Annotated in this window: 11 protein-coding genes and 1 pseudogene; 5 read left to right on the forward strand and 7 right to left on the reverse strand. The window is 54.4% G+C overall.

Translation table 11 applies throughout. The features are described 5' to 3' along the window. The first annotated feature begins 579 nt into the window (after positions 1-579). The 3 genes and pseudogenes from K0B01_13675 (at position 580) to cysK (ending at position 3,548) form a co-directional block, all read left to right on the forward strand. Positions 580-1,026, forward strand: a pseudogene (locus K0B01_13675) (Rrf2 family transcriptional regulator). Positions 1,027-1,191: 165 nt separating this feature from the next. Continuing rightward, entirely contained in the window at positions 1,192-2,511 is a 1,320-nt protein-coding gene (locus K0B01_13680) for an O-acetylhomoserine aminocarboxypropyltransferase/cysteine synthase (protein MBW6487190.1), read from the forward strand. Between the two features lie 83 nt (positions 2,512-2,594). Further along, positions 2,595-3,548, forward strand: coding sequence for a cysteine synthase A (gene cysK / locus K0B01_13685; protein ID MBW6487191.1), 954 nt, complete (start codon positions 2,595-2,597; stop codon positions 3,546-3,548). Between the two features lie 172 nt (positions 3,549-3,720). On the opposite strand, the gene K0B01_13690 is transcribed toward cysK, so the two are convergent. The 4 genes from K0B01_13690 to K0B01_13705 form a co-directional block, all read right to left on the reverse strand. Next, complete coding sequence (locus K0B01_13690) at positions 3,721-5,235, reverse strand: HD domain-containing protein (GenBank protein ID MBW6487192.1); 1,515 nt, start codon at positions 5,233-5,235, stop codon at positions 3,721-3,723. Positions 5,236-5,440: 205 nt separating this feature from the next. Beyond that, positions 5,441-6,592: a GGDEF domain-containing protein gene (locus tag K0B01_13695; protein ID MBW6487193.1), complete on the reverse strand. Its 1,152-nt coding sequence runs from the start codon at positions 6,590-6,592 to the stop codon at positions 5,441-5,443. A 66-nt stretch (positions 6,593-6,658) separates the two neighbouring features. Further along, entirely contained in the window at positions 6,659-9,112 is a 2,454-nt protein-coding gene (locus tag K0B01_13700; GenBank protein ID MBW6487194.1) for a heavy metal translocating P-type ATPase, read from the reverse strand. Continuing rightward, the gene (locus K0B01_13705) at positions 9,112-9,510 is read right to left on the reverse strand and encodes a DUF302 domain-containing protein (GenBank protein MBW6487195.1); all 399 of its coding nucleotides are present in this window, start codon (positions 9,508-9,510) and stop codon (positions 9,112-9,114) included. Before K0B01_13705 ends, K0B01_13700 begins: the two co-directional genes overlap by 1 nt. A gap of 199 nt (positions 9,511-9,709) precedes the next feature. Here K0B01_13705 and K0B01_13710 point away from each other — a divergent pair, with 199 nt between their 5' ends. After that, complete coding sequence (locus K0B01_13710; GenBank protein ID MBW6487196.1) at positions 9,710-10,432, forward strand: cytochrome c biogenesis protein CcdA; 723 nt, start codon at positions 9,710-9,712, stop codon at positions 10,430-10,432. Between the two features lie 26 nt (positions 10,433-10,458). Then, a complete protein-coding gene (locus K0B01_13715; protein MBW6487197.1) occupies positions 10,459-11,031 on the forward strand; it encodes a TlpA family protein disulfide reductase in 573 nt (190 codons plus the stop codon). 37 nt (positions 11,032-11,068) lie between these two features. Here K0B01_13715 and K0B01_13720 read toward each other — a convergent pair whose 3' ends face one another. The 3 genes from K0B01_13720 to K0B01_13730 form a co-directional block, all read right to left on the reverse strand. Beyond that, entirely contained in the window at positions 11,069-11,320 is a 252-nt protein-coding gene (locus K0B01_13720) for a CueP family metal-binding protein (GenBank protein MBW6487198.1), read from the reverse strand. After that, the gene (locus K0B01_13725) at positions 11,321-11,614 is read right to left on the reverse strand and encodes a hypothetical protein (protein ID MBW6487199.1); all 294 of its coding nucleotides are present in this window, start codon (positions 11,612-11,614) and stop codon (positions 11,321-11,323) included. A gap of 22 nt (positions 11,615-11,636) precedes the next feature. Further along, positions 11,637-12,117, reverse strand: a 481-nt coding sequence (locus K0B01_13730; GenBank protein MBW6487200.1) for an ABC transporter ATP-binding protein, incomplete at its 5' end; no start/stop codon positions are given.

The raw sequence follows: 12,117 nt of genomic DNA on the forward strand, positions 1-12,117 counted from the left end.
GCTACCATCATAAACTCGATCTTCCGGAATCATGGCCCACCTCCTGTTCATGTTTTTGAAAAACAAGTAACAGAGTCAGGCATATTTGTCAACTGTTTATTTAGTTATGTATCGTTGTAGGGTTAAAAAATACCGATGGCGGAAAATCCTTCAAGATATTTTTCAAAACCGATTAACGCTGGATATAAAATGCCCACTTATCCCGATTCCCCTGAACTGCATGGATAAATAGTATCCGCTTCGTTTGAGAGGCTCGAGTGAAAATTTTCATCAACCGGACCGTAAACACTTTTAACATATTGATCACTCTATAGATATTATGATCACCCGAAATAGGTGCCGTTCTTTTCGAGGGGAGTTTACGATCATCGGGCGCATGATTTTTTCCCATAATCGAGATAATTCACGGAGAAGGTGCGAATATTTTCAGCAGTTGAGGCGATGCGGATCTGTAAATGTTGCGGAACAGCGGTCGGACAACGGGGAAAATTTCTTGAATTATTTTTTAAAATTATACTTGACAATGACTATCAGTTAAGTATAGTATCCACGAAAAGCAAGCAATAAAGGGGCAAGCCGATGAAGATCACTTTTAAAGGGGACTACGCACTAAAGATCATGCTTGAGCTGTCCCTGGAGAATGGAGGCCGCCTGGTCCAGATCAAGGAGATCGCCAGACGCCAGGATATTCCAAAGAAGTTTCTGGAACAGATCGTCATGATCCTCAAAGGCGCCAAGTACATTAAAACCGTGCGCGGTGCGAAGGGGGGAGTCGCTTTGGCCAGGGAGCCGGCAAAGATCACCCTCGGGGAGATCATCCGGCTTATGGAAGGGCCAACCGAGCCGATTGCCTGCGTGAGCGAGTTCCGGGGAAAATGCGATTTCGAAAACCGCTGCGCGTTTCAGGAGGTCTTCGGGGAGATTACGCACCTGATTAATGGCGTGATCGATAAGGTCACCTTTGCGGACATGGCGGATCGAACCAGGGCGCTGGTGTGGAAACGCCCGCTCGATTACAGCATATAATTTTTTTGCATGCCAAGGCTACTATAAAGGTAGGCTATATATTGAAAGGAGAGCGCTCATGAATGGAACTCGAATGCCACGGTGTATGTGACGCCCTTCTGCGCCCGGGCATAAAAACGGATGGTTCAATAACAAAAACAAACGATCACTGGCTACAAGGAGGAAATGAATATGGAGCAGCAAAATCAGGGAATCGACACATTGGCATTGCACGCGGGGCAAATACCGGACCCGACCACGGGAGCGCGGGCCGTCCCGATTTACCAAACCACCAGTTATGCGTTCAACGACGCCGACCATGCCGCGGATTTATTTGCGCTGAGGGCCTTCGGCAACATTTATACCCGCCTGATGAACCCCACAACGGATGTGCTGGAAAAACGTCTGGCTGCCATTACCGGCGGCGCTGGCGCCGTAGCGACGGCAACCGGCCAGGCGGCGATCTTCTATTCGATATGCGCCATCACCCAGGCGGGGCAGAATATTGTCACGGGCGACAAGCTTTATGGAGGAACATACACGCTTTTCACCGTGGATCTGAAGCGGTTCGGCATCGAAGTGCGGTTTGTGGACTCCTCCGATCCCGCAAATTTTGAAAAGGCGATCGACGAAAACACGCGCCTCGTCTATTCGGAATCGATCGGCAACCCCAAATGCAATGTGGACGACATCGACGCAATCGCCGGGATTGCCCATCGGCACAAGATCCCGTTCATTCTGGATACCACAGTCTCCCCGCCGCCGCTTTTTTACCCCTTTGCCCACGGGGTGGACATCGTGGTTTATTCGCTGACCAAGATCATCGGCGGTCACGGCACCTCGATGGGCGGCGCCATTGTGGAGAAGGGCGATTTTGACTGGAAGGGTTCCGGAAAATTCCCGGAGATCACCGAACCGGACGCCGCCTACCACGGCGTCAATTTCTGGGATGCGTTCGGCAACCATGACAAAGCCGTCGCGCCCGGCCTCGCGTATGTGCTCAAGATCCGGACAGGACTGCTGAGAGATACCGGGGCGACTATCTCTCCGTTCAATTCCTTCCTGATCCTCCAGGGGCTTGAAACGCTGCCGCTCCGGGCCCGGCGGCATGTCGAAAACGCACAGAAGGTGGCGGAATATCTGGTCGGACATCCCCTGGTCTCCCGGGTGGAGTATGCGGGGCTGGCGGGCCATAAGGATCACGACCGCGCCAGGCAACTGCTGCCGTTGGGGCCGGGGGCGATTTTCACCTTCGGCGTAAAGGGCGGGTACGAATCGGCAAAGAGGTTCATCAACAACGTGAAACTGGCCTCGCACCTGGCCAATGTGCTGGACGCCAAGACCCTCGTGATTCATTCCGCCAGCACAACGCATTCGCAACTGACGGCGGAGGAGCTCAAGAAGGCCGGCGTGGAGCAGGATGCCGTCCGGATTTCCGTGGGACTGGAGGACATCAGCGACATCACTGCCGACCTGGATCAGGCGCTGAAGGCGGCGCATGAATAGTTTTTGCATCAGCCCTGGCGGGGCGAAGCTCGCCAGAGGCTCCGGCCGATGGGCCGGATCAAAGAAAGGAAAGGAGAGAAATCATGGCAAAGATTTACGAGGATAACAGTTTGAGCATCGGCAATACGCCGCTGATTCGCATCAATCATCTTGCGGGAGGATTTAGGGGAACGGTCCTTGCGAAAATTGAGGGGCGCAATCCGGCCTATTCGGTCAAGTGCCGCATCGGCGCCAACATGATCTGGGATGCCGAAAAACGCGGCATCCTGAAACCGGGCGTGGAGATCATCGAGCCGACCAGCGGCAACACCGGGATCGCGCTGGCCTATGTCGCGGCCGCACGGGGGTACAAACTGACACTGACGATGCCCGAGACGATGAGCATCGAACGAAGGAAGGTGCTGGCCGCGCTGGGCGCCAATCTGATCCTGACCCCCGGCGCCGAGGGGATGAAGGGGGCGATCAGCCGTGCCGAAGGGATTGCGGCCTCCGATCCGCAGCGATACTTCCTTCCCCAGCAGTTCAAAAACCCGGCCAACCCGGATATCCATGAAAGGACGACCGGTCCGGAGATCTGGAACGACACGGACGGCGCCGTCGACGTCCTGGTCTCCGGCGTCGGCACAGGCGGGACCATCACCGGGATTTCCCGTTACCTCAAGCGCACCCGGGGCAAGCAGATTCTCTCCGTGGCCGTCGAGCCCGGGGAGAGCCCTGTGATCAGTCAGAAACTGGCCGGCGTGGAGATCAAGCCCGGGCCCCACAAGATCCAGGGCATCGGCGCCGGTTTCATCCCCGACACGCTGGATCTGTCCATCGTGGACCGGGTGGAGCAGGTGGAAAGCGGCGAGGCCATCGAATTTGCCCGGCGCCTGGCCAAAGAGGAAGGGCTGCTCGCGGGGATCTCCAGCGGAGCAGCGATGGCCGCGGCGATCCATCTGACCAGGTCGGACGAGTTTGCCGGCAAGACGATCGTGGTCATCATGCCGGATGCCGCGGAGCGGTACCTCTCCACGGTGCTTTTCGAGGGGATCTGAGCCGTATTCATTTCCAATTTCAGGGATGTACAAATGACTGAATCGAATTGCAATATACAAAAAAATTTCACCGAAGGCCTTTCATGAAAATCTGAAAGGCCTTCGGATCATCCTTGATCATACTTAATAATGTCGCTTTTCACGACATCATTATTCTAATGATAATCTATGGTTATTCCTTTTTTTGGCTGAACATCCGGTCGTAGTGCTTGCTCTTGAAGAAAGGGCACTTCCGGCAGTTTCCGAATTTCTGCGCAAAAGATCCCTGAACTTCTCCTCCACAAAGCGTACCGACGATGCGGGCGCAGTGTTTACCGTGGTCAGGATAGGCCAGGCAAATGCCCAGTTCATCTGCCTTAGCTCCGCCGACCTCACGGCCGCATTTCATGAACTCCCAGCAGTTCAGCCGCGGGCTCTCCTGAAGGCCCGCGGAAAAATACCGGTCGATGAGTTGATCCAATGCGTTTTCGAGCAGTTTATCCCCGGCTCCGTTTATTTCCTCGTAGAGCGAGCCGGCTATACCGGTAAAGGAGGCGATAAGTGCCGGATCGAAGTGACTTCCGCTGCCCTCTGCCAAGATCCGCATGGCTTCTGCCAACGAAAACGGCTCCTTGTAAGGCCGCCGGGAGGTCAGCGCGTCAAAGACATCGGCCAGGGCAAATATCCGGGCATTGATTGGAATGTCATGCCCCTTGAGACCGGCCTCGTAACCGCTGCCGTCGAATTTCTCGTGATGATACCGGACGACCTCCGCGGCATCCTTCAGCCAGCCGTAATGCCCAACGATGTCAACCCCGTGGTGCACATGGGTTTTCATGATGGCCGTCTCCTCCTCGGTGAGTTTCCCGGGCTTGAGGAGGATCCGGTCGCTGATCGCGATCTTTCCCACATCATGGAGGAATGAACCCTTGATGAGATCGGCGATATATTCCCTCTTGAGACCGGCAGCCTCAGCAAGGCGGACGGCATAGATTGTCACGCGGTAATTGTGGATGTTGGTTTCGCTGTCCCGCTTGGCAATCGCGCTGCCCAGGACCTTGAGCATTCCGATATTGGCGAGTGAGAGATCCCCGGTCAGTTTGATCAGTCCTCTGTTCAGAGACAGGACAATCGGATAAATCGCCAGCGCGGTGAAAAATATGATCGCCATAACCTGCAGAAGGGAGAGAATGAGACGGTTTTTTATCTCCGTCATCGTTCGGGGATTTGCCTTGTAAACTCCTTCAAAATAGCCTTCGAGCTCGTGGCCGGCTGTCTTCAGAGGTACATGGATCTTGACAAAAATCTGACCGCCGTTGCCGTAGAACTGCCGGAAATGAACGCGATCGATCGCGGCAATATCGGGCTGACGGCTATTGATTTTTTCTTTGATCAGCCGCGCGTCGGGATGGTTCGCCTCGGCGATCAGTTCCCCGTCATGGTTATAGAGTTTGACGGCGATGAAATGTCCGTCTTCGATGTGCTGCCGGGCTGCCTCCCTGAGCTGTTCAAGATGCTGGAGATCCGGATTTTTGAGAAAATTTTCATGGATCTTCTCGAAATCACGGGATTCTTCCAAGGCCAGTGCGACCACATAGGCGTCGATCTTCCTCGTCTCCATGAAGAACACGACCGCGCCGATCAGGACGGACAGAGCAATCCATGCCAGGAGCAGCCGGACGATCAATTTTTTACGGACATGATTCATTTCAGTTCTATACGGCCTCCCTAATCTGTCGACAACATCTTTCTGACTTTCCCCAATTTCACTTCCCTAACTCCGTCACTCTGAACATGCCTAATCACCCGAAGTCTGAGATTCCTTCGTAGCTCTGCCGCAGCTTCGTGGCGGCTTCACTCCTTTTATGCCATTCCTGCCGGTACTGCTTTTCGTGGCTCTATTTGAGGACCATTTAACAAACGACCCTGTTCCTGCCCGACTCCTTGGCCAGGTACAGGCGCTCATCGGCTTTCTTGAGAAGTGCCGTAAACTTTCTGATGCCGTCGTGCGGAAAAGAGGCGACGCCGAAGCTTGCAGTGACCTTTTTCCCCGGCTCCCCTGAAGGGAGAAGGACATCGGCGGTTTCGATCTGTTTCCTCATCTTCTCCGCAACCGCAAAGGCGGCGGCCTTATCGGCGCCGGGAAGGATTGCCAAAAACTCTTCGCCGCCATACCGGACAACGGTATCCGCGATTCGAACTCCCATCCTTAGATGGCCGGCGAATTCATTCAAAAGTTTATCTCCAGCCTGATGTCCGTAGGCATCATTGAACGATTTGAAATGATCGATATCGGCGAAGAGGATCGAAAATGGCGTCTCCTTGCGAATCAAGTCGCTCGCCTCGTTGGCGCCGATGTCGTCGAGATATCTCCTATTCTTCAATCCCGTCAGGCCGTCCGAGAAGGCATGGCGCTCCGTCGTCGTATATATCCTGAGCAGGACGCGCTGCGAGAAGGCAAACGCCACAACGGCCGCGAGTAAAATGATGATAAGTTGTCCGTAAAAGAGAAAGGTAACCCTTTGGTTCATCTCATGCGCACCCCTCCTCAACGATACCATACGCGCTTCATGGTAATTATGGATGACCGTCAGATAATTTCTGAAGATATCGTCAAAAAGGAGGCGGGCCTTTTCCAGATGTGCGGAAGTCCCCTTATCCGTGCCGGAAAAGACGGCGTCGGTCTCTGCCGCAAAGGCATGAAACACCGAACGTAAATCATCCGCCGGCCGCCCAGTTGCTTCCTCGATTTGGTGCTGGTGTCCACTTGACACGGCGGATTCGATCAACGCATCGATCGTATTACGGCCGCTCTCTCGTATGGTCACGTACTCATTATATGTTTTTTCGTCTTTGCGTACAGGATAGTGCGAGGCAAGATACAGCATCATATGCGTTGCCGAATGAAAATATTCGGCTCTGTGAACAATCTCCAGCGTATCGACAGCGGAAAAGACCGAACCATGCATTGCGGTTATGGTGTCCCGGTAGACGACCTGCGAAACGATGAAGGCGCCCGCGATGACCGCGAGAAGGAGCCCGAGCTTGAACCTGAAAGAATTCATAATGATTTACCATTCACCGCCCTGCCATCTTCACGACGGTATATTATCACTGATCCGCGGGAAAACTTAAATCTTTACGCTCCGCAGCCTGAGGGCGTTTCCGACCACGGAAACCGACGAGAGGCTCATGGCGGCGGCGGCGATGATCGGGCTGAGCAGGATGCCGAAATTCGGGTACAGGATGCCCGCAGCGACCGGTACGCCAAGCGCGTTGTAGATGAAAGCGAAGAACAGGTTTTGCTTGATGTTGGCCATCGCGGCCCGGCTCAGCCGCCTGGCGCGGACGATCCCGGTGAGATCGCCCTTGACCAGAGTGACCCCGGCGCTCTCCATCGCCACATCTGTGCCCGTTCCCATCGCGATCCCCACCTCCGCCTGGGCCAGGGCTGGGGCGTCGTTGATCCCGTCACCCGCCATGGCGACCACTTCACCGGCCTGCTGAAACTTTTTGACCGCCTCCGCCTTTTGATCCGGCAGCACCTCGGCCACCACATCGCCCAGTCCAAGCTTTTTGGCAACCGCCTCGGCAGTAATTTTGTTATCACCGGTCAACATTACGATCCGGATACCTTCCGCGTGCAACTGTTTGATCGCCTCGGGCGTACTTGCCTTGATCGGATCGGCAACGGCCAGCAGGCCGCCGATTTTGCCGTCAATCCCGACAAACATGACCGTCTGTCCTTCAGAACGCATTGCCTGGGCCTGCTTTGCCAAAGAGCCGGCCTCTACCTTGAACTCTCCGATGAATTTGCTGTTGCCAAGCAGCACCGCCTGCCCGTCAATATTGCCGGAAACGCCCTTGCCGGTGTGTGAGGCAAAATCTTTCGCATCGCTCAACTGGAGTCCCTGAGTGACGGCGCCCTGGACAATAGCCGCCGCCAGCGGGTGTTCGCTGCCCTTTTCGAGGGAGGCCGCGAGCGACAACAGCCTGTTCTTGTCGATGCCCGGTGCAGCGACCACCTCCACCAGCTTCGGTTTGCCCTCGGTCAGGGTTCCCGTCTTGTCCACCACGAGCGTTGTCACTTTCCGGAGGGTCTCGATCGCCTCGGCATTTTTAAACAGGACACCCATGGTTGCCCCTTTACCCGTCGCCACCATGATCGACATGGGGGTGGCCAGGCCCAGTGCGCACGGGCAGGCGATGATCAGCACCGAAACGGCGGCAATCAGCGCATGAGCCAACCGGGGGTCGGGACCGAAAAGATACCAGATGCCGAAAGCCAGAAATGCGATCGCGATCACGGTCGGGACAAAGTATCCGGAGACGACATCGGCCAGTTTCTGGATCGGCGCCCGGCTTCGTTGGGCGTCGGCCACCATCTTGACGATCTGGGAGAGCAAGGTTTCGGCGCCCACCTTCTTGGCTTCCATAATCAACGAACCGGTGCCATTGACCGTAGCGCCGACAAGTTTATCTCCGATCCGTTTCTCAATGGGTATCGGTTCCCCGTAAATCATCGATTCATCGACGCTGCTCGATCCTTCCAGAACGACGCCGTCCACGGGAATCTTCTCCCCCGGCCGGACCCGCAGATGATCCCCTTTTATGACATGCTCCAGAGGGATGTCGATCTCATTTCCGTCAGCGTCTATTTTTCGGGCGGTCTTCGGCGCCAGACCCAACAGCGCCTTTATAGCCGCGCCGGTCCGGCTTCTCGCACGCAGTTCCAACACCTGGCCTAGCAATATCAACACAACGATAACAGCGGCCGCCTCGAAGTAGACGCCAACCGTGCCTTCCGCCGTCCGCATCGCTGCGGGAAAGAGGTCGGGAAACAGCACGCCGATCAGGCTGTAGATATAGGCCACCGAAACCCCGAGGCCGATCAGCGTAAACATGTTCAGGCTTCGGTTGATGACCGATTGGACGGCCCGGACGTAAAAGGGCCACCCGGCCCAAATCACCACCGGCGTCGCAAGGATCAATTCAAGCCACTTATAGGTCTTGACGGTGGCCAGTGTGTCGAGCAACTCGCCGCCCGGGATGATCATGCGCATCGCGATGATCACCAGCGGAAGCGTCAGGATGGCGCCCACAATAAACCGCTTGCGCATATCCTCGTATTCGGGGTTGGTCTCTTCTTCCGTCAGCGAGACGGTTTTCGGCTCAAGGGCCATTCCGCACTTCGGGCAGCTTCCGGGATGGTCCTGCACCACTTCGGGATGCATTGGACAGGTATATCCCATTCGCTCCGCTACCGGCGCCGGGGTTTTCGATTCGAGCGTCATGCCGCACTTCGGGCAGTTGCCGGGATGGTTCTGAACCACTTCGGGGTGCATCGGACACATATACACCTGGCTGCCATCATGCGTATACTCCATCACCGGTGGCTCTTCTTCTTTCTTGCCGGTAAATTTCCCCGGCTCAGTTTTGAACGTGGCCAGGCAGTGGTCGCTGCAAAAGTAGTAGGGTTTGCCGTTATGCTTGTATTGGATGAATTGACCTTCCTGATCCGTAGACATCCCGCAAACCGGATCCGTATATCGGCTTTTTCCTTCTTCGGATGAGTGGTGATGCATTATGCTCCTCCTTTTATGGCATCGAAGGCCTTCTTCAACTGCCCCTCTACTGCCTCCGCGAGTTTTTGAAGTTCTGCATTATCAATCATTTTCATGGCAACCGTCGGCCGGATAGCGGAAAGCACCGTCTTATTACCTTTTTCATAAACGATTACGTTGCAGGGAAGCATGAGTCCAATGTTCTCCTCGGCAAGGATCGCTTTGTATGCATTCGGAGGATTGCAGGCACCCAGAATAATGTATTTGTTCATGTCAAGGCCCAGCTTTTCCTTCATTTTTTCCTTGACATTGATTTTTGTCAGTATCCCGAATCCCTCTTTTTTCAGCGCCTCTCTCGCCAACTCAATGACTGTTTCACAAGGGATATCCAACTCTTTGGTAAAGCCGTAATGGATCATGACTATACTCCTTTCGGAGAATGGTTTCGTTAACACCTCTGGAGGATTGGTTATCACGATTTGGATTCGAAATCTACTGAAATCAATAAGGACGCAGTGTAGAAGATAATAAAATACTATGGCCTCTTCCGGGAATATGTGTTAATTCTTGCCCGGATAAAGGAAGCGACTTTCACTATCACTTTAGGTAAGCGTGACGATGGGTTTCAACATCTCAATCGGGTTGGCATTTCTGGCCGGGCTGGCCTCTTTTCTTTCCCCCTGCGTCTTCTCGCTGGTTCCAGCGTATATCGGCTACCTGGGCGGCCGGGCCGCGGGAGGGGAAAACAGGGCCGGAAATCGTTTCACAACCTTTACGCACGGTCTGGCCTTTGTGCTTGGCTTCAGCGTCGTGTTTGTGCTGCTTGGTGTCGCGGCCTCCGCCTTTGGCAGTCTGCTCTACGACCTGCGCAACTGGGTGGCGCGTATCGGCGGGATCGTGGTTATCCTTTTCGGACTGCACATGACCGGTGTTTTCCGCATCGCCTTTCTGGAGTACGATGTACGTGTCCAGGGCAATCCGGACCGCAAGCGGGGATACATAACTTCTTTCCTGATGGGGATATTTTTCTCTGCCGGATGGTCGCCCTGCATTGGTCCGGTTCTGGGCTCGATCCTGACACTCGCTCTCAAAGGCAGTTCCGTTGCCCTGGGGACCAAACTGCTTGTCTCCTATTCCCTCGGTTTGGCTATTCCCTTCCTGATCGCCGCCCTGAGCATCGGGTGGTTGTCCGGGATAATCCGCCGGTACGGAAAAATGGCGCATTATGTTGAGGTGGGGATGGGCGTTGTCCTGGTCATCGTCGGCCTGATGCTGCTTTTTAATGTGTTCCAATGGATATCAACCTATGGACAGTTCTTCTGGATTGATTTCGGTCTTTAGGGATCTTTTTGTCAATGGTGGATAACATGGAAGAAAAAAGGGGACGTGCAGATGATAGATATAGCTTTAAACATATCATCTTTTTTGTTTTAATTATTGCTGCAATAGCGGTCGTTATTCTACTCCAGGGGAAAGATTCATTCTTTACGTCTGACAAGCCAAGGGTCAAGGTGGGGCTTCCCGCGCCGAATTTTACCTTTCCGGGACTGGACGGCAAGAATATCAGCCTGGCCGATTTCAAGGGAAAAGTGGTCTTCGTCAATATCTGGGCCACCTGGTGCCCCCCTTGCCGGGAAGAGATGCCATCGATGGAAAGGCTTTATCAGGAGCTGAAGGGTAAAGATTTTGAAATCCTCGCGGTCAGCATTGACGCGGCGGGGGCCACGGCTGTTGCCCCATTTATGAAAGAATACAAGCTGAATTTCCCGGCCCTTCTCGATCCCGGGGGGACGATAAAAAATCTCTATGGGACGACCGGCGTTCCGGAAAGTTTTATCGTTAATAAAGAAGGGTTGATTGAAGAAATCGTTATCGGTCCGAGGGGCTGGTTTACCCCTGAAGTTGTCCGTTTTTTCCAAAATCTGATTCAGAGGCCATAAAAAGGTCCCTGGTTTCCTCTTCAGTTTTCATTCTTTTTTACCGCAATTGAAACGTGGTCACACAGGTCTTGCTGTCCGGAAAGGTTTCAATCACGCCCTGGGCGATCAGATCGCCCCTTTTGATCTCCAGACTGATCCGGCGATTTCTCGGCAGCCAGAGTTCCATAAAGCCGTTTTTCAGGGCGGTTGCCGCTTGCTCGACAAGGACATTTCCCTCTGCATCCACGGCCTTTACAAAAAAGGTCTGCTCGGTCAACTCCCCCTGACAGGAGGAGAAATAGTGCGTCATTCACGTATGCGTCTTATGGATATACGGCGCCAAAGCGACGACCATTTTATCTGCCGGCAGAGGAATCTTTTTGACTTTTCCGTCGGAGAATTGAAATACCGCCTCGCGGGAATTCACGTAGCTTTTGATCTCCTTTTGGGACCACTTCCATTCGTTGGCGATGGTCAAAGCCCCGACGGCATCGACATCTGCCAATAGAGCTTCCGCGGATTTCCCGTCGTTTGCAGGCGCAGGCGCGGGAAACGCGGAGAAGATCCCCAGAAAGAGGGTAAACGATATCAGAAAATATTTCATCTGTCTTTGCCGCCCCTTTCGCTCAGCCTTGAATCCTGCCGTCCTTGAGACGGATGACTTTCCGGGCCGAAGCGGCATTCTCCGGATTGTGCGTCACCATGATGATCGTCTGGCCTTCGGCATTGAGGTCGCCCAAGAGCGCCATGATCTCGTCGCCCGTCGCGGAATCGAGATTTCCCGTCGGCTCGTCGGCCAGGATGATCGGGGGATGGTTGACCAGCGCCCGGGCGATCGCCACCCGTTCCTGCTCCCCCCCGGAGAGCTGATTCGGCAGGCGCCGACCCTTTGCCCCCAGCCCCACCTTGTCCAGCACCTGAGAAGCCGCCTCCTTCTGCCCGCCGTTCGAACCGCGGACAATGGTCAGCGGCAGCATCACGTTCTCCAGAACCGTCAGATAGGGAATCAGTTGAAAGGACTGGAAGACGAACCCGATATACTCCCTGCGGAAATCGGCCAGTTTCTCGTTGGGCAGGCCGTAGATGTCGATTCCGTCCACAATATAA

It is taken from the genome of Syntrophobacterales bacterium (genome assembly GCA_019429105.1).
GTDB lineage: Bacteria > Desulfobacterota > Syntrophia > Syntrophales > UBA5619 > DYTH01.

What these genes read in the sequence shown, in the direction of transcription:
- K0B01_13725 (MBW6487199.1), bottom strand. Translation starts at nt 11,614, where the DNA reads ATGAAATATTTTCTGATATCGTTTACCCTCTTTCTGGGGATCTTCTCC.
- K0B01_13715 (MBW6487197.1), top strand. Translation starts at nt 10,459, where the DNA reads ATGGAAGAAAAAAGGGGACGTGCAGATGATAGATATAGCTTTAAACAT.
- K0B01_13705 (MBW6487195.1), bottom strand. Translation starts at nt 9,510, where the DNA reads ATGATCCATTACGGCTTTACCAAAGAGTTGGATATCCCTTGTGAAACA.
- K0B01_13680 (MBW6487190.1), top strand. Translation starts at nt 1,192, where the DNA reads ATGAATATGGAGCAGCAAAATCAGGGAATCGACACATTGGCATTGCAC.
- K0B01_13720 (MBW6487198.1), bottom strand. Translation starts at nt 11,320, where the DNA reads ATGACGCACTATTTCTCCTCCTGTCAGGGGGAGTTGACCGAGCAGACC.
- K0B01_13695 (MBW6487193.1), bottom strand. Translation starts at nt 6,592, where the DNA reads ATGAATTCTTTCAGGTTCAAGCTCGGGCTCCTTCTCGCGGTCATCGCG.
- cysK (MBW6487191.1), top strand. Translation starts at nt 2,595, where the DNA reads ATGGCAAAGATTTACGAGGATAACAGTTTGAGCATCGGCAATACGCCG.
- K0B01_13690 (MBW6487192.1), bottom strand. Translation starts at nt 5,235, where the DNA reads ATGAATCATGTCCGTAAAAAATTGATCGTCCGGCTGCTCCTGGCATGG.
- K0B01_13700 (MBW6487194.1), bottom strand. Translation starts at nt 9,112, where the DNA reads ATGCATCACCACTCATCCGAAGAAGGAAAAAGCCGATATACGGATCCG.
- K0B01_13710 (MBW6487196.1), top strand. Translation starts at nt 9,710, where the DNA reads ATGGGTTTCAACATCTCAATCGGGTTGGCATTTCTGGCCGGGCTGGCC.